We start from the raw sequence: 21,293 nt of genomic DNA on the forward strand, positions 1-21,293 counted from the left end.
GTGTGGACGGTCGCCCGCCGCCGGGTTTCGCGCCCTGACCCCGGCTCGGGTCCGGTAGCGGCGGTCAGCGCCGGCAGAGTTCGGCGACTCCCTCGTCGGAGCACGGCAACGCCGACTCGCGGATCTTGTCCGCCGCTTCGTCGGACTGGAGGTAGTGCAGGAACGCCGTCGCCACCGAACCTCCCGCCGGGGAGTTGCGGTAGACCCGTTCGACCGACCAGAAGTCGTACTTGTCGCGCAGCAGCGCGGTGGTGTCCCGGTCCACGTTCCTCAGGGTGACGCCCTTGATGGCCACCGGCTTGATGCCGCTGTTCGACCTCGCGCCGGCGACGTCGACGTACCCGATGGCGTACGCGTCCTCCGCGACCGCCGCGACGACGTCGGCCGTGGTGGTCCGCTCGCACCTGGCCGGCTCGACGGCGACGTCCCGCTGCGGCACCGGGCAGGTTTCCGCCGTGGGCGGCACGTCCGGCTTCACCCCGAACCGCTCCTCCAGCGTCTGCCGGGTGCCCGACCCGGGCGACCGGGCGACGACGTGCAGCGGCACGTCCTCGCCGGTGATGCCGGCCCACGAGGTCGTCCGGCCCTCGAAGATGTCGCGGATCTGCTGCTCGTCGAGGTCGGCGTCCCGCCGGTTCGCGTTGACCACGATGGTGAACGGGACGACCGCGAGCGCGACGGGTTCCAGCTCGCCGAACTCCGGCGGCGCGGCGACGTCGGACAGGGCGAGCGTGGTGTCCCGCTCCGCGCGGCCGACCCCGTTGAGCAGTTCCAGCCCCTTGCGGCTGCCCCGCGCGGCGAGCCCGATCCGGGCACCCGGGCACAACGCCTCGTACGCGCCCGCCAGCTTCGTCGCCGGCGAGAGGAACGCCGTGGACCCGCTGAGCACCAGCGGTTCGGTGCGGCAGACCAGGCCCGGCGGCCGGTCGACCGGGGGCAGCAGGGCCGCGGTGAGCGCGCCGGTGAGGAAGATCGACGCCAGACCGGTCCACAGCGGGGTGTACGGGCCGGTGCGGCGCTGGGTCTCCCGGGTGGTGATCCGCCCGTCGCGCAGCCGGCCCTCGATCTTCGACGCGCCGGTCGCCGCGCCCTCCAGGACGATGAACATCTTGAAGGAGAAGTTCTCCTTGAGGGTCATCCTGGGCAGCGTGATGCGGTCCCGGCCCGGGGTGGCGTCGAAGTCGGGCATCCGGGCCACCAGACCGGCGAGGTTCTCCGGCTCGGACTCGGCCACGTCCACCGAGACGATCCGGCGGCCGGGGAAGTGCAGCGACACCGGCGTCACGTAGTCGTCGGTCTCGATGCGGTGCCAGCCGGTGTTCTTGATCCGCGCGACGACGATGCTCGGGTCGTCGATCGGGGCCCGCTCGTCGCGCAGCAGCACCGACCGGCCGCGGTCGGCGCTGAACGGCGCGTCGAAGCGCAGCCGGCAGGACAGCAACCGCACCTGCTGCGCGTGCCGGTGGGTCAGGTAGGCCAGCCCGGCGCAGGCGACCGCCACGACGGCCAGGCCGAGGATGCCGCTGCCGCGCGCCCACACCCCCGAGGTCCACTGGACGAACAACGCCATCAGCACCACGGCGGCGACCAGCACCACCGTGACCACCAGCCCGCGCGCGGGCGTCGACCACGCCGCCCGCTGGTGCGGCGCGGCCTGGTCGACCAGCGATTCGGGCGGCGGCGGCTCGGCGAAGAACGCGCCGGGGTCGCCGCCCAGCCGGACGCGCTCCTCGGCCGCCTCCACCTCGCGCTCGATCCGCTCGTCGTCGTACTCCGGGTAGGTCCTGCGCAGCAGGTCCCGGCTGGTCTCGCGCAGGCGGCTCAGCGCCGCCGGGTCATCGGAGAGCACGGTCCCCGTCCCCCTCCGCGTCCCGTGCCCCGTTCGGGCACTCCGGGCACCGCCCCGACAGGCCGTGCAGGAAGTACGACGTGTAGGTCACGCCCTGCCGCATGACGCCGTCGGTCCCGTCCCGGCGGTCGAACACGTCGGTGAGCAGGAACTGCGCCACGATCCGCTCCCAGTGGTCCTGGGCGGTGCGCCAGTCGCTGTCGTGCCGCAGCGCGAAGCGCAACGCGAAGTACGGCGGCACGTCGTGGCCGTGCCGGGAGTACTGGAGGTCGGCCAGGCGCGGGATGGCCCCGCTGGGCAGCGGCCCGAGCCGGTTGCCCTTGCGGCCGCGCCGGTTGGTGGTCGCGTTGAGCACCATGTAGCCGGCGACCGCGCCCGCGAAGCCGGTGACGACCAGCCAGCCCGCGATCGACAGCAGCAGCGCCGGGATCCAGGTCAGGCCGACGTCGTCCTTGCCCGGCGGCGGGTGGCCCGGCGGCACGTCCCACGGCGGCGGGTCCCACGGCGAGGAGATGAGCGCGCTGATCTCGTAGGCGCGTTCCCAGCTCAGCAGGAAACCGTTGACCACGAACAGGCCCGCGAAGACGAGCACGACCACGTAGCCCTCGGTGACCAGCCAGTACTGGAGCCCGGCGTACCGGAACCGGCTGCGCCACCACCTGCGGAACCGCTCGACGGGTGATTCGTGCCTGGCCCGGACGACCCGTCCGGGCTCGCCCCACGCCTCCAGATCGGTGGCGGTGCGTCGGTTGTCGCCGATCACTCCCACATTCGATCGTGCGCGACGACCGGGGGTGTCGGTGAACGTGCGGATTGTGACGGAGGTCATGAGCCCAGGCCGGGGTGCGGCGCACGGACCGGACGCACCCGGAGTTGCCTTTTCCTTGATCAGGTGACGCCCGTCCGGGTTACCGAGGTCCTCAGGCGGTACCCGCAGCCGCGCCGTGCGTGAGGCGGCGGTGCTCGGTAGCGCCCGCTCGGATCACCCGCGCCGGCGAGGACCGGGGGTCGAAGATCGTCACTTTGAGTAGCCATCGGACGGTGGGCAGGGTATGAAGGGAGTGCATCCAGGTCCGAACGAGTGGCCGTTTCCTGCCGGCCCCGCGATTGCGGGACAATGGCCGGGAGCTGTTTCGGTGGTGTCTTTGGTGGTCTCGACGCCGCACGTTCGGTTTCGGTATCACGGAATCGCGAGCAACGGGGTCTGATGCCCATGTCTGTGCACATGTCCGTCGATGTACGCCGCACCAGAGGAGGGCTCCGGCTGCTGCTGACGGCAATCGGCGGCCAGCGCCGCAACATATCCCTGGGCTATGGAGAAGCGGCCCAATTGATACAGGCGATCGAGTCCAGCCGGACGTGCTCGGTGCACGGTGCGGCGGGGTGGGAGCTGTGCCACCGGCCGGACGCCTGCGAAGGCGGCTCGGTGATGTTCACGCAGCGGAGCGCGGAGTCCGACGCACCGGTGGACGAGGCGTACGGCGCGGCCCAGTTCCCGTTGGACGGCCGGTACGCGCGCCAGTTCGCCGCGAAACTGCGCGCCCACATGCCCGATCGCATGAAGCCGTTCGCCTAGCAAGGGCTCCGCCGCGCGACCGCGCGGCCGGCCCTCGAAACCTCCGTCCCGCAAGCGCCCTCGGCCGCCGCCGGGATCGTGGGCCGTCCGGGTGATCATCACCGACCCGCCGAGGTGAGGACACCCGGGCGTCTCCCGCCCGCCGGAGGACGGCGCGACCGATGCGTTGCGGCGACCCGGAAATTGTCCGAGGTGTGGCCATCCGACGTCCGCCGGGCGTTCACCGAGGGGCCGACGTGCCGGTTTACCGGAGGTCGGGCCGTTCGGCGGGTCCGGGTCATCCGGTGGCGCATGATCGGGTCGGGCGAGTCGACGTCGCCGGTGTTCGGCGACTCCGCATTCATCGTGGTGGCCGGTATCCGGTGGACTTCCCCACCGGTGGCGACAGGGCCACCGGAATGGTGAATTTCCACACCCGGGCACCGTCACCGGGCGGGCCGTTCGTCCGCACCGCGCACCGACCGGATGCCGTGCCGCCGATTACCCGTCGTCACCATTCGCGGATCGGCGGCCGGCGTGCCCACGGCGTCGGTTCAGCGCCGCTCGTCCTGCCGCCGCACCATCTCGGTGATCCAGACGGGCGCGAACGGGGACGTGCAGTTCGGCGGAGTCGGGTAGTCCTTGAGCACCTCCAGGCGCTCGCCGATGTCGAGCGCCCGGGCGCGGTGCTGCGGGTGCTCGATCCCGATCTGGGCCAGGCAGTGGTTCATCGCCCACTGCAAGCGGTCCGGGGCGTCCTTCATCCCGGCCTCGATCACGTCGAGCAGCCCGGCGAGGTCCAGGCCCTCGGGCTTCTTGGCCACGCGCTCGGTGGTCAGCGCCCACCCGGCGCTCGCCACCACCGGATCGGCGTCGGCCGACCACTCGACGCGCAACTCCTCCGCGTACGGGCTCTTCTTCACCACGTAGTTCACGAGCCAGTCGTGCACCTTGGGGGCGCGCGCCTCGCGCAACATGACGTCCAACTCGTCACGCTCGAACGCCTTGGGGCGGCAGATCAACAACGCCAGCAGGCGCGCCGCGGTGTCGTCGGTCTTCCACAGCAGGCGCGCCAAGTCCTGCTGCGTCTTGAGCCGCTTCGCGATCGCGCGCAGCCTGCCGAGGTTGACGCCGTGATCGTCGCCGTGCTTCTCGTTGACGGCACGTGCTTTCGGATCGTCGAGCGCGGCCAACTCGGCCATCACCTCGGCAACGGTCCCGGTCACCGCGGCCTCCTGCCCCGTCACGCGCGATCCAGCGGTCGCACGGCCATGTCCGCTGTTCGGCGCGATCGTACGTTCGACCGGCGCACCCAGCGCCACCAGGGCTCCGGCCGCACGCCCCCGACACACCCGTCCGGCCGACTGGGATTCGCCCATCCGGCCACGGCGACGCGCGGCCGGACGCGGTGGCCGTGCAGCTCGCGAGACCGGGGGAGTCGTCAGCGTGCCGTTCACGTTCGCCCACCCGGCCGCCGTGCTGCCGTTGCGGAGATCCCTGTGGTTGCCCGGCTTGGCGGCGGGCTCCCTGGCCCCCGACGTCGCCTACTACCTGCCCGTGCCCGGCGGCGCGGCCACCACCCACTCCTCCGAGGGCGTGCGCGCCCGCGTGGCTCCGCCGAACCTCGCCGCCCGCCTGCGCACTCGGCGGGCCGGGTTCACCGCCCTGGGCCCGGTGGTCGTAGGCGCGGCAACACATCTGGCCTGGGACGCCTTCACCCACACCGACGGCGCGGCAGTACAGCACTGGTCCACACTGCGCCTGTCGGTAGTGGGCCCGCACCGGCTGTACAACGTGATCGGCTACGTGTCGTCGCTCGGCGGCCTGGTGCTGCTCGCGCCTACGACTGGGTACGCCGGTTCCTGGTCGGCGGCACCTGGGGCGCGGCCCTGGCGCTCGCTCTGTACGTGCTCTGCCGGCACTTGATCAAAGCCGTGAGGCGCCGTCCGGGACCTTGACCGGGTGCGGCGGTTCCGGGAGGTCGGCGGCGAGGAACGGAGCCAGGACGGTGAGGAGTTCCCGTGGCCGGTCGAGCGGGATGATGTGGCCGCAGTCCGGGACGAGGTGTCCGGTCAGGTCGTCGGCCAGCGGTCGCAGTTGGCGTTCCAGGGTCCGGCCGACCGGGTGGGAGCCGATCGCCAGGGTGGGCGTGGTGAGCCTGCCGCGTGCCGCGGCGTCGGCGATCTGCCGGGCGGTGGCGGGCATGGCCCGGTAGTGGCCGAAGGCGCTGCGCAGGGCGTCGGGGCCGGTGTAGGCGGTGACGAACGCGTCGCGGATGTCCGGCGGCACGCCGCGACCCCGGGTGCCCGAGGTGAGGAACCAGTCGACGTACCGCGCCTCGTTGCCGGCCAGGACCGTCTCGGCGAGGCCGGGGACGGAGTGGAAGCCGAACCACCACGGCGGACCGGCGGCGAGGAAGTCCTCGGCCCCGGGCAGCGAGCCCAGCAGGGCCTCCATCACGACCAGCCGCCGCACCCGCTCCGGCCGGCGCAGGGCGAGCAGGAACGCGACGGGGGTGCCGGCGTCGATGGCGACCACGGCCGCCGTGGGTTCGCAGAGGGCGTCGAGGACGCCCGCCACGTCGTCCGCCAGCGTCCCGGCGTCGTAGCCGTCCGGCGCGCGGGTGCCGGTGCCCAGACCGCGCAGGTCCGGGGCGATCACCCGGTGGTGCTCGGCCAGCGGGCCGATGACCTCCCGCCACAGCTGCCAGGTGTGGGGGAAGCCGTGCAGCAGCACGACCGCGGGGCCGGAGCCGGCGACGGCCGCGGTGGTGTGGATGCCGTTGGTCGCGATGCGGTGCAGGGTGGTGTGCGGCGGGTGGGTCACGGCGGACTCCCTTGGTGGTCACCTTTGGTTACCATCAAACCGTAGGTAACTCAGGTCGTGCCGCCAAGAAGGCACCTTGTCGACAGGTGGTGAGGTCCGGGTGACCACTCGGCCGGAACGCGTGACGGCCACCGGGCGCGGGGACCTGTTCTCCCCGACGTGCCCGACCCGCAGGCTGCTGGACCGCATCGGCACGAAGTGGACCTCGATGGCGGTCAAGGTGCTGGCCGAGGCGGCTCCGGCGGAGGTGCGGTTCGCCGACCTGCGCCGCCGGATGCCCGGCGTCTCCCAGAAGATGCTGTCGGTGACCCTGCACAGCCTGGTCCGCGACGGCCTGGCCACCCGCCGGGTCGAGCCGACCGCGCCGCCGCGCGTGCACTACCGGCTCACCGGGCTGGGCCTGTCGCTGGAGGTCCCGCTGGCGGCGGTCCGCGCGTGGGCCGAGGAGCACATGGCCGAGATCGACCGCGCCAACGCGGTCGACGACGCCCATGGGCCCGGCGATACCCCGTTCGGCGGACCGCGAACCGGTGGCGGATAACGTCTTTCGAGTGAACGGGGTGTGACGGGCATCGCGGAACCCCTAGCGTCGGGCCTGTCCCTGGGCTTCGTGCGGAAGGTCGGTCCGGAATGCTGGATGCTGCGGTCGAGCGTGCGTCGGTGGTGTTCGCCCTGTTCGACGTGGACGACAGCGGGAGGTTGACCGCCGAGGACTTCGAGCTGATGGCGCAGCGCGTCGTCGCCGCCGGCGACGGGTCGGGCGCGGCGGCCGGGCAGGCGATGCTCGACGCGTTCCGGAACTACTGGGCCACCCTGGTCGCCGAGCTGGACGAGGACGGGGACGGCGAGGTCACCCCGGAGGAGTTCCGGGCCTGCGTGCTGTCGCCGGAGCGGTTCGACGCCACGGTGGCCGCGTTCGCCGAGGCGCTGGCCCGGTTGGGCGACCCGGACGGCGACGGGTTGATCGAACGGCCGAGGTTCCTCGCGCTCATGACGGCCATCGGGTTCGAGGTGCCCAACATCCACGCCCTGTTCGACGCGCTCGGCCCCACCGCGCGGGACCTGGTCGAGGTCGAGGCGTGGCGGCGGAGCATCGTCGAGTTCTACTCCCCGGACGAGGCCGGCATACCCGGCGACCTGCTGGTCGGCGACGGGGCCCGCTGAGATGGGGGTGCTCGTCGGACTGGCCGTCGGACGGGGCACGGGGGAGGAACTGGCCGAGGTCTTCCAACGGGTGTTGGGCGCGCTCGCCGCGCGGGCCGGGGTGGACGTCGCCGTCGAGCGCTCGCCCCGGGTCTACCACTCGTACTTCTCGCTGCGCGACCAGGCCGGCGGCGCGGACGTCGCGGTCATGCGCGACCGGACGCGCCAGGACGCCGAGCACTACGAGCGGTTCTGCCGGGAGCTGGCGGGCCGGGGCGCGCGCGTGGTGTTCCGCACCGCGATCAACGCCCAATCCCTCTACCTGGTCCGGGAACGGCTGCGCGCGGTCAAGGTCGACGTGGTCGACGCCGACCGGTTGCTGGTGGTCCGCGACCAGGCGCAGGGCTTCTACACCGGGGACAACGGGCACGCGCCCGACGTGATCGAGCGGACCACGGTGTTCCGGCGCGACATCACCCACGACGTGCTGTCCTACGCGGTGCGCCGGGCACGCGCGCTGTGGCCGGCGGGTCCGGCGGAGATCGTGGCGGCCTACAAGTTCCACCTGCTCGACGGGGCGTTCGACCGGTGGGTGCGGGAGTTCGCCGGGGACCACGGGGTCGCGGTCCGGCTGTGCCAACCCGACACCGTCAACCGCGAGCTGGTGGAACGCGGTCCGGGCCCGCGCACGCTGATCGTGGCCGGCAACGAGTGGGGCGACATCATGCACGTCCTGCTGCTGGACCGGTACGGGTCGCGGCGGCAGGAGGACAGCTGCACCGAGAACGTCTACCTGCACCCCGACGTGGCGGGACTGGTCGAGTACCAGACGGTGCACGGCTCGGCCGACGACCTCGCCGGACGGGGCGTGGTCAACCCGACCGCCACCATCCGCGCCGCCGGTGCCGTCGCCCGGCGGGCCGGCTGCGCGGGCGCGGTCGAGGCGGTCGAGGAGGCGCTGGCGACCGTGGCCGCCGAGGGCGTCGCCACCGCCGATCGCGGCGGCCGGCACCCGACCGCGGCGGTCGTCGACGCCGTGGTCGACGCGCTCGCGGCGGTGTCGCGGCACGACGCCGTTCCGACCCCCTGACGGCCCGCCGGATGGAGATCGGGACCGAACCCGGGGTCTTAGCCGTGATGGACCTCCAGAACGACTTCTGCGCCCCTGAAGTCGTCGCGTCCCGCCACGGCACCGTTCCCGAGGGCTTGGCCGCGGTCGTGGCCCGTGCCGTGCGCGCGGTCGACGTGGCGCGCGCCAACGGCGTCGAGGTGGTGTTCGTCCGGTTCGTCGGCGACCTGGTCCACCAGGGACCGAGCTGGCGGGCCAGGGACGCCGCACTGGGCAAGCGACCCAAGTGCCGTGACGGGACGTGGGGCGCGCGGTTCCACGCGGTCGAACCCGCGCCGGGCGAGCGCGTGTTCACCAAACGGGCGTGCTTCGACGCGTTCCTGGCCGACGGGTTCGAGGCCCACCTGAGCGCGCGCGGCGTGCGCCGTCTCGTGCTCGTCGGCCTGTATGCCGACGTGTGCGTGGATTCCACGGCGCGCACCGCGTTCCAGAAAGGCTTGTACGTCACGGTGTTGACCGACTGCACCACGAGTCTGCACCTGCCCTACCCGGAGGTGCTGCGCTTCATGAACCGCGTCTACGGCGCACACACCACACCACTGGACACCTGGGCCGCCAGCGTGGAAGGGAACCGGACGTGACCGCTGTCGAGCACGTTGTCAAGCGCGGTAGGGAACACGGCGTGGAGCACGGGGTCGGCACGACGGCGTTGATGGTCGCTGCGGCGCGGGCGATCGAGCACCGGCGGCCGGATGCGTTGGCGCACGACAGGTTCGCCGAGCACTTCGTGCGGGCGGCGGAGGTGTCGCGGGAGTGGCCGGTGCGTCCGCAGGACGTCCCCGACGTCGACGCCCACCCCGTGTGGGGGCGGCTCGCCCGGTATTTCGGTCTGCGGACCAGGGTTCTGGACGATTTCACGAGCGTGTCGGCGGCGGCGGGCGCGCACCAGGTCGTGATTTTGGGCGCTGGGCTGGATTCGCGGGCCTATCGGCTCGGGTGGCCTGCGGGCAGCGCGGTGTTCGAAGTGGACCGGCCCGGGGTCTTGGAGTTCAAGCACCGCGTCCTGGACGGCTTGGGCGCGGTACCGCGAGCGGCGCGGGTGCCGGTCGCGGCGGATCTGCGCGCGGACTGGACAGGGGCGTTGCTGACAGCGGGCTTCGACCAGTCCCGCCCCACCACGTGGCTCGCCGAAGGGTTGTTGCTGTACCTGCCCGCTGCGGCGGAACGGGAACTCATCGCCCAGGTGCACCGGCTCAGCGCGCCGAACAGCCACCTCGCCTACGAGATCAAGGCCATCCGCGAGATGCCGCACGTCCGCGACAGCCCCGTCTACCGCTTGGCACGACAGGAGATCGGGGTGGACCTGCTCGGCCTGTTCGACGACGACCCGCGCCCCGACTCCGCCGCGACCCTCGCCGCGCACGGCTGGTCCACCACCACCCGGACCCCGTTCCACTACACAGCCCTGCACGGCCGAGGCCCGCTCCCCGAAGCCCACGACGCCCTCGCCGCGAACCGCTGGACCTTCGCCGACAAGGTGGTTTCGGCCGTTTAGCAGACGTTCGGCGGTGTCGACGCCACAATGGTTGCGGCTCACCGGAAGCGAGGGGGCGCGATGGCGCACGCAACCGTGCGGCTCGATGCCGCACAACCGCGGTGAGACTGGGGGACAAGGCGCCGCCACGCCGACCTACGCGGTCGACCCGCCCACCACGAGGTCGAGCCGACGACGAAGGCGCAGGACCCGGGATGTGCCGCCTGGCCCTGGCCGAGTACGCCATGGGCGAGGTCATCCCGCTCTGCTGGGGTCGAACCCCGGTGGACCGCGCCGACCGGTGTCGCGGAAGGCCGATCAGCGGCGCTCGACCAGCGGGTAGCGGTCGCTGTCGAGGCGGAGGCGGCCGGTGGCGTCGATGTGGCCGTCGAAGTCGTCCGGGAGTTCCCGCATGTACGCGACGGCGGCGGCGGTGAGGACGACCACGCCGCCGCCCTCGTGGGTGATGCCTTCCGGTTCGTCGATCTCCTTGAGCCATTCGGCCCATTCGACGTGGTGCCCGCGCACCGTGACGACGTAGATCCGGGGATCGGACCGGGCCGACTCCGCGGCGCGCCGACAACGTTGCGGGTCGTGGGACATCGCTCCTCCGGTGGCGCTCGCGCGGGTTCACCGTCCACCGGATGGGGGCACCGGAGGAACGTCGCGGACCTGCGCCGGCAAGCGTCTCACGGACGTCCGGCGGTCGTGGGGCGGGCCGCAGACCCGCCCCACGGATCCCGTTGCGCTCAGCGCCGGGGGTTCAGCCCGGCGTGCAGCCCCTTGATCAGCTCGCCTTGCGGCGTGTCGCCGTCCAGCGCCCAGATCATCGCGCCGCCCAGCTTGCGGTCGCGGATGAACTTGCCCTTGCGCTTGAGTTCGGTCGGGTCGTCGTAGGTCCAGAACGTGTTGCCGTCGAACAGCCAGGCGTGCCCGGCCTCGTCGTCGCGGTAGAGCTTGTACTTCCCGCCGGCCAGCAGGGTCTTGAGCGTGCGGTACTCGTCGTAGCCCGGTTCGTAGGTGGCCGGGGCGGGGCCGGTCGACTGCTGGAACAGGCCGTTGTTCTGGTTGGGCACGCCGGTCCAGCCGCGTCCGTAGTACGGCACGCCGAGCGTGATCTTGTCGCGGGGCGCTCCGCGCTGGATGTGCGCGTCGACGACGATCTCACCGCTGTCCTTGGGCGAGGTCGGGTCGCCGTCGGGCACGCGGATGGCCGACTGCTGGTTGGTCGTCTTCTCCCAGGTGCCGTGGTAGTCGTAGCCCTGCACGGTGGCGAAGGTCAGCAGCCGGTAGACCTCGGCGAGTTCGTACCCCCGGTCCATCGCCTCGCGGTTGGCGGGCAGGAACGCGGTGAGGTCGTAGACCTTGCGGTCCTTCGCGCCCTGCTTGTTCAGCTGGGTGCGGTACTCGCGCAGGAGCTTGGTGAAGTTCTGCTTGTCCTCGGGGCGCACCACGTTGCCGGTGTTGCCCTCGGTGGACGGCCACTCCCAGTCCAGGTCGATGCCGTCGAACACGCCCTTGGCCGCGCCGGCGGGCGCCCCGGGCAGGTTGCCGTTGAGCCACAGGTCGATGCAGGACTTCACGTGCGCCGTGCGGGACTGCGGGGTGAGGGCGGCGTTGGAGAAGTACTTGGACCCCGTCCAGCCGCCGAGCGAGATGTAGACGCGCAGCCCGGGGAACTTCTGCTTGAGCTGCTTGATCTGGTTGAGGTTGCCCGCCAGCGCCTGGCCGGGCCGGTCGGCCTTGCCGTTCACGGCCTTGTCCGCCGGGTACAGCCGCTGGTAGTCGGCCGCCGGGTCGGAGCTGACGCAGCCGCCCTGCTCGTCGAGCAGGCCGAAGGCGTAGTTCAGGTGGGTGAGCTTGGCCGCGGTGCCGTTGTCGACCAGGTAGCGGACCGGGATGCCCCGATCGGCGGCGCTCCACTGGGTGTAGTACCCGACGGTGCGCACGGCGTGGCGGCCGTGGTGGTCATGGGCCTGGGCCGGGGACGCGACGACCGACAACCCGATCGACAAGACACCGGCCACGACGGCGGCACCCCATCTTTGCCTCGACATGGTTCTCCTCGCGCTGACGGCGGCGACGACTGGTTCGGACCACGCTAGAGCTAGGTCTAGACCACAGCTACGGCCGAATGGTGCAACCAGGCGCATACCTCGCAGAACGGTCCGGGATGGCGAACCCGGTCGTCGCTCCGCGGCCGCAGCCGTCGACGGTCAGGGGCGGTCGTGGTCCGGATCGCCGTCCGCCGGGGGCGGCCGGTCCGACTCCCACTCGAAGCCGGCCCGGCCGAAGTTGGCCAGCACCGGCCAGGTCGTCCCGTAGAGGCCCAGGGCCAGCAGGAACAGCCACCCCGCGTAGCCGGACTCGGAGACCTCGCGCGGGTCGTCGCGGAGGTAGTCGATCTCCACGGTGTCACCGGGCCGCCGGCCGTCCTGGCTGTCGATCTCGACCGACGCGGGCAGGGTTTCGCCGTCCGGGCCGGGATAGCTCAGCAGCAGGCGGTCGGTGTCGTCCCTCAGGTGCTCGCGCTGCACGACGGTGGCCCGGACCGGCACGCCGTCCACGGCCCAGTGCCACGCCCGCGTGGCGCTGACCACCGACAGGGTCCCGAACAGCAGCAGGCAGAGCGCGATCGCCGCGAGCCGTCCCGGGGTGATGCCGCGCAGCGCGCGGTCCACCACCCTCCTGGCCGGGCCGGCCCGGTCGCCCAGAGGACCCGTCACGTTCTCTTGCCCGGTAACCGCTTCGTCGGGCGTCCTGCCCGGTCGGTCCGGCGCGCTGACCGGCTCGGAGCCGCCGAACACCGGTGTCCCACCGGAGAACGACGTGCCCCCGCACGGTCGTCGGTAAGTACCCCCACCGGGTCGAGCCTGCCATCCCCGCCGGATGCGCGGGCGGCCGGGGCGGGAAGTAGGGGTGCAGGGCGGAACTTTCTTCCGTGACGCGGAATAATTGAACCTCGGCAAAGTGTCCTAAAAGGACAGTCGTGGTGGCTGGTCGGACTGGTTGCGTTCGGCCGGAACGGCGCAATTCCCAGGCTTGGGGATGTCCGGGACATCTGACGATCGGTGACAGCTCGAAGGAGCAGCAGCGAACCCGGCCCGGGCCCTGCGACGCACGGGCCGAACAGGGCCTGACGAGCGGACCCCGCGTCCCTGACCGGGCCGATCGGAGGATGTCGCACGTGGGTGCGGCGGGCCAGACTCGGTGGCGTGACGTCCTGGGGGGAACGGTTGGCGCACGACCTGCGGGCCGGTGCGCGGCAACGGGTCGACGCCGGGGAACTGGGCGGGGTGCGGTCCGCGGCCATCGCGCCGCAGGTGCCGCACGACGGGGTTCGCCTGGCCGGCACGAACCCGTCCGCCGAGTTGGCGACGGGCGCGTTCTGCTTCCGGCACGGCTGCCCGCCCGAGGTGGGCAAGGCGCTGGCCGCCACCCGGTGTGCTGGTGCTCGGCCCCGACCACCGGGTGCGCGCGGCGACGGAAGCGGTGCGGGAGTGGCGGACCCGGTTGCGCGCCAGGGTGGCGGCCCAATGGGTCGCGGACGCGTTCCTCGCCGGCATGTCGATGCTCGCCCGGCGTGGCGATCCCGTGGTGCCGGCACCTTCGGTGGGGCACGGCCGGTGGGTGGCGTTGCGCGGCAACGGCTGACCGACGACGAGGTGGTGATCGTGGCGGAAGCCGCCTCCGGCGCACGCCTGCTGCCCGCGTTCTGCGACTGGTACGGCCTCACGCCCCGTGAACACCAGGTGCTCGCCGACGTCTACGACGGTGCCGCGCCCAAGAACATCGCCCGTCGCCGGGGCTTGTCGGTGCACACGGTGAACGCCCACCTCAAGGCCATGTTCCGCAAGACCGGCGCGGCGGGCCGCGACGAACTGGTCACCGCGTTCGCGGGCTGACGTCCAGAGCCGCCGTGTCGGCGCGAGCGTTTCCAGCACCAGCACCAGCACCATCGAGACGTGCTGGGCCGCCTCGACGCCCTCGGCCCGGCCGACCGCAGTCGGTGTTCACCCTGCCGCGTCCGAGATCGGTTCGTCCGGCGGGGCGGGCAGCAGGAGCCCCCAACGGCCCTCGTGGACGTCGGAGGGGCGACTGGTGGTCTCCTGGACGATCATGCCTGGCGGCCAGGTGCTTTGCGCGCGCGGCTTTCGGTCGTCCAACCGGACCCACGTCCTCGCGAAGCGCGGTGGCCGGGCGAAGTCCGTGCCGACGAAACCGACCGGCTCGTCGAAGCGCACCCGGTCGAAGACGGTCTCCCCGGCGAACCGCGCACGCGGGAATCCGGTGATGCCGCTGAAAGTCGTGTCGAGGAACCGCGCCCAGCCGCCGAACTCCGCCTCGATGAAGCCCGCACCGTCGGCGAACGTCGTGTTCTCGAACCGCACGTCCCCGGCGAACCGGGCCTGCGTGAACTCGGGCGACCGGCCGAATTCGGTGCTGTGGAACCTGGCATCGCCGCCGAACTCCGCGCCGTCGAAAGCGGTGGGCGCGGTGAACCGCGTGTGGTCGAAATCGGCGCGCTGGTCGAATCTCGTCCGGGCGAACTCCACGCCGCCGGCGAACACCGCCGACCCGAACGACGAGGGTCCGGCGAACCGGGCCTCGGTGAAGGAGGTGTCCGAGTCGAACTCGACTCCCCGGTAGTCCGCGTCGGCGATGGTGGCCCGGGAGAAGCGGGTCCACGCTCCGGTGAACCGGGCTTCGTGAAAACCGGCCCCCTCGTTGAACTCCACGTCGTTGAAGTAGGCGTTGTCGGCGAAGATCGCGCGGCCGAACACCCCGCGCCGGGCGAACCGCGCCCGGTCGAACTCCGCCTGGCCGGCGAACCGCGTCTCGTGGAGCCATGCCTCGTCGGTGAACTCGGCCTCGGTGAACACCGCGCCCGAGTGGAAGTCCGCCTGGGCGAACGTCGCGGTCCCGCCGAACGAGGCCCCGTCGAACCGGGCGTAGCGGTCGAACGTCGCCCCGTCGAACAGGGCGTCGTAGTCGAACCGCGCACCGCTGAAACCGGCCACGCCCGCGAACCGCGCTCCGCTGAACACCGCGCCCAAGCCGAATCGCGCGCCGCGCAACCACACGTCGCCGGTGAAGGTGACGCCGGTGAAGTCGGCCGAGTCGACCCGGCAGCCGATCAGGTTGGCCGGCCCGAGCACGGCCCCGGTGAGGTCCAGGTTGACGGCGGGCCAGAAGGTGTCGACCGCCACCGGCCCGGGGCCGGGGCGGAGGTGCCGGCACAGGATGGCCTGCGCGGTCCGCCGCACCTGCTGCTCCTGCTCCTGCGCCACCGGGTCGGTCGGGGGGTCGGCGCGTGGTGCCGGACGCATCGACGTCCGGCGGCGGGCCGCGTTGTTCAGCAGCGGGCGGGACACCGCCGGCCGGCGGGCCGGCTCCGCGCGCTTCGACGGCCCGTGCGGCATGCGCAGGTAGGCGCACAACAGTTCGACGGTGGTCTGCCGTTGGCCGGGGTTGTCCTGGGCGAGCCGCTCCAGCGCGTACAGGCCGGCCAGCCGGACCGCGGCCTGCGCCGACCCGAGCTGGTCGGCCGCCTTGCCGTACAGGTCGGTGATCCGGCGCGCCTCGGCGTCCGCGACGGTGGCGGCGTGCGTCGCGCGGGTCTGGTTGAGGCTCAGCTCCGAGATCCGCTGCCGGCGCGCGGTCAGCCACAGCGCGGCCGCGCCGCCGGTGCCCAGGACGATCGTGCCGGCCGTTTTGACGGCGTCGAGCTGGTTGGCGTGCCGGCCGTCGCCGAAGGCCACCAGCAGCCCGGCCGCCAGCCCGATCCCGAGCACGACCAGCGCTGCGGCTCCCCAGGCCATGGCCCGGTTCGACAGCACCGGGAGGTCGGCGGCCGGCTCGACCGGCGTCCGGTGGACCAGCGGCGCGATCGGTGGCGAGGACGACGGGAGGAGCGGGTGGGACGGGGGCTGCGTGCTCACCGGCCCATCATGTCGGTGCCGACCCCTGTCGCGGTGGCCAATCGGAGATCGGCGGCGCGGTGGCGAGGCCGGCGGGCCGGAAACCCGGTCGCACCAGGTGTGTGCGAGGTCCGGGCCGGTGCCCACGTCGTGGGAGGAGAACCTCGACGCCTTGGTGCACGTGGGTGGGTGTCGTCACCACGCCCGGAAGTAGTCGTGGGCGAAATCGGCGAGGCGTTGGGCCGCTGCGGAGAAGTAGGTGTCCGTGCGCCACACCAGCGACAGGCTGCGATGGCAGTCGGGGACGTCCAGGCGCAGCCAGCACGACGCCGGGAACTCGGTGGCGGTGCGGGAGATCGCGGGGACCAGGCCGATGCCCAGGCCCGCCGCGATCAGTTGGCCGGTGGCACCGGGTTCGTCGCTCTCGCAGGTGTACAGGGGGCGCAGCCCGGCTTCGGCGAACAGGCGGTCGGACAGCTCCCGGGGCCAGTAGCCGGGCCGGGTGGTGACCAGCGGTTCGTCGGCGATGTCCGCCAGGCGCACGTGTTCCCGGCCGGCGAGCCGGTGATCCGGCGGCACGCCCACGAGCACCTCCTCGCGCATCAGCTCGGAGGTGTGCAGGTCCGCGCCGGGCAGCGGCTGGGAGGCGAAGCAGAGGTCGACCTCGCCGGTGCGCAGCTGCTCGGCCATGGCGGGCGCGGACGACTGGTGCAGGCGGATGTCGACGCCGGGGTGTTCGACGCGGAACCCGGTGAGCACGCCGGTGAGGGTGAGCAGGGTTTCCGCCGCTACGGCCACCCGGCCGTGCTCCAGGCCGGCCGCGTCGGCGAGTTCGCGGCGGGCGTCGTCCACCTCCCTGAGCACCCGGTCGACGCGGCGCAGGAAGGCGGTGCCGAACCGGTTGAGCCGCAGGCCGCGACCCGCCCGGTCGAACAGCGGGACGCCGAGGTCGGCCTCCAGCCGGGCGATCGCGCGGCTGAGGGAGGGCTGCGCGATGCGGAGTTCGGCCGCCGCCTGGCTCAGGTGCTCGCGGCGGGCGACGGCCTGGAAGTAGCGGAGCTGGAGCAGGTCCATCTTTCATAGCCTCGACGTCATGAGTTCATGCCGAATCAGGTCTTGGACAGTATAGGTCGCCGCTCCTAGCGTTGATCACCGACGGCCTGCCGGACGGTGGGCGGGCGGTGGTGGGGGAAGGCGTGTGATGGCGGGAACCATCGAGGCCGGCGAGGTGCGGTCGCGGGTGCCGGGGCGGGTGCTGGAGGGCGTGGTGCGCGGGTTCGTCACCGTGCACGCCGTCGCGGTCTTCGGCCAGCCGGTGTTCGCCGGCAGCTACCTGACCGGCGACTACGACATGTTGGCGCTGCACGCGGTCGGCGCGGACGTGGTGTCCTACCTCGGGTTGGCGCAACTGGTGCCGACGGCGCTGCTCTGGCGGCGCGGCGGCGCGCGGTGGCCGTTCTGGGTGAGCGTGCTGCTGGTGCTCGGCGAGACCGGGCAGTACGTCGCCGGGCTGGCCGGGGCGCTGGGCGTGCACGTCCCGCTGGGCGTCGCGCTGGGCGCGCTGGCCTCGATCGCGGCGGTGTCGATCTGGCGGACCGGGGGCCGGCGGTGAGCGGGCTGTCCCGGCGTCGGTTCCTCGGCCTGTCCGGCGGGGCCGGCGTGCTGCTGGCCGCCGGGCTGGTCGGGCCGCGCCTGTTCGGGTCCGCCGGGGCGACCGGGGAGCTGCTCTTCAGCGAACTGCCGCTGCCCGAGCCGTTCCAGGTGCCGCTGCCGATCCCGGCGGTGCTCGCGCCGGTCGCGCGGGACGCGGACGCCGACCGGTACCGGATCGTGCAGCGCGAGGCCACCGCCGAGATCCTGCCGGGCGTGCGCACGCCGATCTGGGGCTACCAGGGGACCTTCCCCGGGCCGACCATCGAGTCCCGCTCCGGCCGCACGACGATCGTCCGGCACCGCAACGAACTCCCGGTGCCGACCGTGGTCCACCTGCACGGCGGGCGCACCCCGCCGGAGTCCGACGGCTACGCCACCGACCTGGTGCTCCCGGTCACCGGCTCGGCGCACGCGCACGACGTGACCATGCACGACCCGGCCGCGATCGTCTCGAACGGTGAACGCGACTACGTGTACCCGTTGCGGCAGAAGGCGTCCACGCTCTGGTACCACGACCACCGGATGGACTTCACCGGACCGGCCGTCTACCGGGGCCTGGCGGGCTTCCACCTGGTCCGCGACGACGAGGAGGACGCCCTGCCGCTGCCGCGCGGCGACCGCGAACTGCCGCTGATGATCGCCGACCGGGCCTTCGCCGCGGACGGCTCGATGCGCTACCCGTCGCTGGACCGGACGCTGTCCACCGTGCCCGGCGTCGAGCCGCCCTACGTCGCGGGCGTGTTCGGCGACGTGATCCTGGTGAACGGCGCGCCGTGGCCGGTCGCCGAGGTGTCCGCGACCAGGTACCGGCTGCGCCTGCTCAACGGCTCCAACGCCCGCCGCTACGACCTGGCGCTCGACCCGCCGCCGCCCGGTGGCGGCGCGTTCACCCAGATCGGCTCGGACCAGGGCCTGCTCGACGCGCCCCGGGTGCACGACCACGTGCCGATCGCCCCCGCCGAGCGCTACGACGTGGTGGTCGACTTCGGCCGCTACCCGGTCGGCACCGAGGTGACCCTGGTCAACCGCCTGGGCACCGGCCGCACCGCGCTGGTGATGCGGCTGCGCGTGGTCCGCCGGGAGGCCGACGACAGCCACGTCCCGGACCGGCTGGCCGACGTCGAGCCCCTGCACCGCGCGCAGGCGAGCGTGACCCGGGACTTCTCGTTCCGGGGCGGGATGGTCGGCGGCCGGCACGGCTGGACCATCGGCGGCGTGCCGTACTCGCCGTCCCGGATCGACGTGCGGCCCCGGCTGGGGGACGTCGAGATCTGGCGGTTCGTGGTCGACCTGCACCACCCGGTCCACCTGCACCTGGTGCACTTCCAGGTGCTCTCCCGGGGTGGCCGCGAACCGGGCCCGCACGACGTCGGCCGCAAGGACACCGTCGACCTGCGCCCCGGCGAGGCGGTCGAGGTGATCACCCGGTTCGACGGCTACCGGGGCCGGTACATGTTCCACTGCCACAACGCCGAGCACGAGGACATGGGCATGATGGCCAACTTCGAGACCACCTGACCCCGTCGGTCACCCGTCCCGGTCGCCGCGCGGCGTCACCAGGCCCGATTCGTAGGCCGCGACGACGGCCTGGGCGCGGCTGTTGAGGTGCAGCTTGGACATCAGGCGCTTGACGTGGGTCTTCACCGTGGCCTCGCTGAGGAACAGCCGGCCGGCGATGTCCTGGTTGGTCAGCCCGTGCGCGACCAGCCGCAGCACCTCCGTCTCGCGGGCGGTCAGCTCCGCCAGCCGGGACGGCGTGGCGGAGGTGGCGCGGTGCCGCTCGGCGTAGGTGTCGACCAGCCGGCGGGTGATGGCGGGGGCCAGCAGGATGTCGCCGGCGGCGATGGCGCGCACCGCGGAGATGATCCGGTCGGGCGGGGTCTCCTTGAGCAGGAAGCCCGACGCGCCCTCGCCCAGCGCCGTGTAGACGTACTCGGGCAGGTCGAACGTGGTGAGCACGATGACCCTCGGCACCGGGTCGGCCGGGCGTTCGAGGATGCGGCGGGTGGCGGTGATGCCGTCGGCCACCGGCATCCGGATGTCCATCATGATCACGTCCGGGCGGGTCTCGGCGGCCATCGCCACCGCTTCCTCTCCGTTGGCCGCCTCGCCCACGACGGTGAACCCGGGCACGGCGCTGAACAGGGCGACCAGGCCCGCGCGGATCAGCGGCTGGTCGTCGGCGATGAGCACGCGTGTGGTCATCGGTCACGCCCCGTGGGCAGCCGCAGCGCGACCCGGAAACCGCCGTCGACGGGGCCCGCGTCGACGGTCCCGCCGTACAGCTCGGCGCGTTCCCGCATGTTCTGGAGGCCGTGCGGGGTGTGGCCGGGCTGCGGCGGCGGCTGCCGGCCGGTGTTCACGACCTCCAGGCCCAGGGTGTGGTGGGCGTAGTCGAGGCGGACCCGGGCGGTGGCCGGTCCGGCGTGCTTGAGGACGTTGGTCAGCGCCTCCTGGGCCACCCGGTAGGCGCACAGGTCCGGCCCGGGTGGCAGCGGGCGCTCCTCGCCCCGGATCTCGACGGCGACCGGCACGCCCGCCCGCCGGGTGCGTTCCACCAGGCCGTCGAGGTCGGCGAGGCCGGGCTGGGGGCCGAGTTCGCCGTGGCCGTCGATGCGCAGCACGTCGAGCAGCCGCCGCATCTCGGTGAGCGCTTCACGGCTGGCGTCGCCGACGGTGGTGATGGCCTTGCGCGCGGTGTCGAGATCGTTGTCCAGCACGTACTGCGCCACGCCGGCTTGTAGCGACACCACCGACATGTGATGGGCCACGACGTCGTGCAGCTCGCGCGCGATCCGCATCCGTTCGTCGGCTGCGGCCTGCGCGGCGCGTTCGGCCAGCCGTTCGACGCGGTCGCCCCACCGCCGGGTGCTCTCGCCGAGGGCCCACACGCCGACCAGGAGCGCGTCGGAGTACACGACGTCCGACCACACGAACGCCGGCGACAGCTGGAAGTACACCGTCAGGGTCACCAGGGTGGCCGCGGTGAACATCACGGCCGCCGCCCAGCGCGGACGCAGCATCGCCACGGTGAACATGGCCACCAGCATGCCCACGCCGGCGTTGAGGAACAGGTCGTCGCTGAACAGCACGTACACGAGCATCGCGCCGAGGATCACGCACATCGTGGCGATGGGCGCGCGTTGCCTGAAGGCGATGGGTGCGGCCATGAGCGCGCCGACGACCAGGGTCGGCAGGCTGGGCGCGTTGTACGACAGGAGGGTGGCGGCGGTGAGAATCGTGAACACCGCGGCGAGCAACACGTCCACCAGGATCGGCTGGGATCGCACCGGTCCACGCTAGCGGCCGGCCGGGCTCCGGTCGCCGGTCCTCGGGCTACTTCCGGCTACCCCCGCAGGGGTACCCGCCGGAACGTCCTTTGTGGACAGTGTGGCGGGTGCGGGTCGGTCAGGCGGACGGCCAGAGGCGTCGGCCGCACGCCACCACGAAGTCGGCGAGCACGGCGGTGTCGTGCGCGCCGTGCTCGAAGCTCACGTGGGAGTCGGCCGCCCAGTCCTGGAGTTCCACGTACTCGGGCAGCGGCACGTCGGCCAGCACCTCGTCGGGTGGCCGCCGGTGCGGGTAGGCGAGGTTGACCACGTCCCAGCGGACCTGGACCCAGGGGCCCTCGGGGGAGGTCCAGGAGACCACCGCGTCGTGCTCACCACCGGCCGCCCGCTCGATCGCCTCCTCGAACAGGGCGACGACCACATCCGTGTCCACGGCGGACAGCCTAGCCCCGG

At 72.6% G+C, this 21,293-nt stretch carries 23 protein-coding genes; 11 read left to right on the top strand and 12 right to left on the bottom strand.

Annotated features, from left to right (window positions below; translation table 11 throughout):
* Positions 1-64 precede the first annotated feature (64 nt).
* Positions 65-1,849, bottom strand: coding sequence for a substrate-binding domain-containing protein (locus tag AC0HI0_RS05915; protein ID WP_480931227.1), 1,785 nt, complete (start codon positions 1,847-1,849; stop codon positions 65-67).
* Entirely contained in the window at positions 1,836-2,612 is a 777-nt protein-coding gene (locus AC0HI0_RS05920; RefSeq protein ID WP_480931228.1) for a DUF6313 family protein, read from the bottom strand. The genes AC0HI0_RS05915 and AC0HI0_RS05920 overlap by 14 nt, the downstream gene beginning before the upstream one ends.
* Before the next feature lie 462 nt (positions 2,613-3,074).
* Here AC0HI0_RS05920 and AC0HI0_RS05925 point away from each other — a divergent pair, with 462 nt between their 5' ends.
* A complete protein-coding gene (locus tag AC0HI0_RS05925) occupies positions 3,075-3,425 on the top strand; it encodes a hypothetical protein (RefSeq protein WP_480931229.1) in 351 nt (116 codons plus the stop codon).
* A gap of 533 nt (positions 3,426-3,958) precedes the next feature.
* Here AC0HI0_RS05925 and AC0HI0_RS05930 read toward each other — a convergent pair.
* The gene (locus AC0HI0_RS05930; protein ID WP_480931230.1) at positions 3,959-4,630 is read right to left on the bottom strand and encodes a DNA alkylation repair protein; all 672 of its coding nucleotides are present in this window, start codon (positions 4,628-4,630) and stop codon (positions 3,959-3,961) included.
* A gap of 220 nt (positions 4,631-4,850) precedes the next feature.
* Here AC0HI0_RS05930 and AC0HI0_RS05935 point away from each other — a divergent pair, with 220 nt between their 5' ends.
* Positions 4,851-5,330, top strand: a complete 480-nt coding sequence (locus AC0HI0_RS05935) for a DUF4184 family protein (RefSeq protein WP_480931231.1) — start codon at positions 4,851-4,853, stop codon at positions 5,328-5,330.
* Here AC0HI0_RS05935 and AC0HI0_RS05940 read toward each other — a convergent pair whose 3' ends face one another.
* The gene (locus AC0HI0_RS05940) at positions 5,331-6,230 is read right to left on the bottom strand and encodes an alpha/beta fold hydrolase (protein ID WP_480931232.1); all 900 of its coding nucleotides are present in this window, start codon (positions 6,228-6,230) and stop codon (positions 5,331-5,333) included. It lies immediately after the preceding gene.
* 121 nt (positions 6,231-6,351) lie between these two features.
* On the opposite strand from AC0HI0_RS05940, the gene AC0HI0_RS05945 reads away from it, so the two are divergent.
* The 5 genes from AC0HI0_RS05945 (at position 6,352) to AC0HI0_RS05965 (ending at position 9,997) form a co-directional block, all read left to right on the top strand.
* Positions 6,352-6,771, top strand: coding sequence for a winged helix-turn-helix transcriptional regulator (locus AC0HI0_RS05945; RefSeq protein WP_480934262.1), 420 nt, complete (start codon positions 6,352-6,354; stop codon positions 6,769-6,771).
* Between the two features lie 89 nt (positions 6,772-6,860).
* A complete protein-coding gene (locus tag AC0HI0_RS05950; protein ID WP_480931233.1) occupies positions 6,861-7,394 on the top strand; it encodes an EF-hand domain-containing protein in 534 nt (177 codons plus the stop codon).
* A 1-nt stretch (position 7,395) separates the two neighbouring features.
* Positions 7,396-8,463 (top strand): isocitrate/isopropylmalate family dehydrogenase, encoded by a 1,068-nt coding sequence (locus tag AC0HI0_RS05955; protein WP_480931234.1) that lies wholly within the window; start codon positions 7,396-7,398, stop codon positions 8,461-8,463.
* Positions 8,464-8,474: 11 nt separating this feature from the next.
* Positions 8,475-9,083, top strand: a complete 609-nt coding sequence (locus tag AC0HI0_RS05960) for a cysteine hydrolase family protein (protein WP_480931235.1) — start codon at positions 8,475-8,477, stop codon at positions 9,081-9,083.
* Positions 9,080-9,997 carry an SAM-dependent methyltransferase gene (locus AC0HI0_RS05965; RefSeq protein WP_480931236.1) on the top strand — a complete coding sequence of 306 codons (918 nt, stop codon included), beginning with the start codon at positions 9,080-9,082 and terminating at the stop codon, positions 9,995-9,997. Before AC0HI0_RS05960 ends, AC0HI0_RS05965 begins: the two co-directional genes overlap by 4 nt.
* A 297-nt stretch (positions 9,998-10,294) precedes the next feature.
* Here the strand turns inward: AC0HI0_RS05965 and AC0HI0_RS05970 are convergent, their stop codons facing one another.
* From AC0HI0_RS05970 to AC0HI0_RS05980, 3 genes are all read right to left on the bottom strand, one after another.
* Positions 10,295-10,579, bottom strand: coding sequence for a hypothetical protein (locus AC0HI0_RS05970; protein WP_480931237.1), 285 nt, complete (start codon positions 10,577-10,579; stop codon positions 10,295-10,297).
* A 146-nt stretch (positions 10,580-10,725) separates the two neighbouring features.
* The gene (locus AC0HI0_RS05975; protein ID WP_480931238.1) at positions 10,726-12,033 is read right to left on the bottom strand and encodes a glycoside hydrolase family 18 protein; all 1,308 of its coding nucleotides are present in this window, start codon (positions 12,031-12,033) and stop codon (positions 10,726-10,728) included.
* 159 nt (positions 12,034-12,192) lie between these two features.
* Positions 12,193-12,702, bottom strand: a complete 510-nt coding sequence (locus tag AC0HI0_RS05980) for a hypothetical protein (protein WP_480931239.1) — start codon at positions 12,700-12,702, stop codon at positions 12,193-12,195.
* A 724-nt stretch (positions 12,703-13,426) separates the two neighbouring features.
* Here AC0HI0_RS05980 and AC0HI0_RS05985 point away from each other — a divergent pair.
* Positions 13,427-13,630, top strand: coding sequence for a hypothetical protein (locus AC0HI0_RS05985; protein WP_480931240.1), 204 nt, complete (start codon positions 13,427-13,429; stop codon positions 13,628-13,630).
* Complete coding sequence (locus tag AC0HI0_RS05990; RefSeq protein ID WP_480931241.1) at positions 13,603-13,881, top strand: helix-turn-helix transcriptional regulator; 279 nt, start codon at positions 13,603-13,605, stop codon at positions 13,879-13,881. Before AC0HI0_RS05985 ends, AC0HI0_RS05990 begins: the two co-directional genes overlap by 28 nt.
* 108 nt (positions 13,882-13,989) lie before the next feature.
* Here the strand turns inward: AC0HI0_RS05990 and AC0HI0_RS05995 are convergent, their stop codons facing one another.
* The gene (locus AC0HI0_RS05995; RefSeq protein ID WP_480931242.1) at positions 13,990-15,918 is read right to left on the bottom strand and encodes a pentapeptide repeat-containing protein; all 1,929 of its coding nucleotides are present in this window, start codon (positions 15,916-15,918) and stop codon (positions 13,990-13,992) included.
* Positions 15,919-16,092: 174 nt separating this feature from the next.
* Positions 16,093-16,971, bottom strand: a complete 879-nt coding sequence (locus AC0HI0_RS06000) for a LysR family transcriptional regulator (RefSeq protein ID WP_480931243.1) — start codon at positions 16,969-16,971, stop codon at positions 16,093-16,095.
* Positions 16,972-17,098: 127 nt separating this feature from the next.
* On the opposite strand from AC0HI0_RS06000, the gene AC0HI0_RS06005 reads away from it, so the two are divergent.
* Together AC0HI0_RS06005 and AC0HI0_RS06010 are read left to right on the top strand one after the other, a co-directional pair.
* Entirely contained in the window at positions 17,099-17,509 is a 411-nt protein-coding gene (locus AC0HI0_RS06005; RefSeq protein WP_480931244.1) for a hypothetical protein, read from the top strand.
* Positions 17,506-19,068 (top strand): multicopper oxidase family protein, encoded by a 1,563-nt coding sequence (locus tag AC0HI0_RS06010; protein WP_480931245.1) that lies wholly within the window; start codon positions 17,506-17,508, stop codon positions 19,066-19,068. The genes AC0HI0_RS06005 and AC0HI0_RS06010 overlap by 4 nt, the downstream gene beginning before the upstream one ends.
* A 9-nt stretch (positions 19,069-19,077) precedes the next feature.
* Here AC0HI0_RS06010 and AC0HI0_RS06015 read toward each other — a convergent pair whose 3' ends face one another.
* The 3 genes from AC0HI0_RS06015 to AC0HI0_RS06025 all read right to left on the bottom strand — a co-directional run bounded on the left by AC0HI0_RS06015 (position 19,078) and on the right by AC0HI0_RS06025 (position 21,273).
* Complete coding sequence (locus tag AC0HI0_RS06015; protein WP_480931246.1) at positions 19,078-19,755, bottom strand: response regulator; 678 nt, start codon at positions 19,753-19,755, stop codon at positions 19,078-19,080.
* Positions 19,752-20,840 carry a sensor histidine kinase gene (locus AC0HI0_RS06020; protein WP_480931247.1) on the bottom strand — a complete coding sequence of 363 codons (1,089 nt, stop codon included), beginning with the start codon at positions 20,838-20,840 and terminating at the stop codon, positions 19,752-19,754. The genes AC0HI0_RS06015 and AC0HI0_RS06020 overlap by 4 nt, the downstream gene beginning before the upstream one ends.
* A gap of 118 nt (positions 20,841-20,958) precedes the next feature.
* Positions 20,959-21,273, bottom strand: coding sequence for a hypothetical protein (locus tag AC0HI0_RS06025; RefSeq protein WP_480931248.1), 315 nt, complete (start codon positions 21,271-21,273; stop codon positions 20,959-20,961).
* Between the last annotated feature and the right edge of the window lie 20 nt (positions 21,274-21,293).

The sequence above is a fragment of the Saccharothrix sp. NBAS 001 genome, assembly GCF_056640475.1.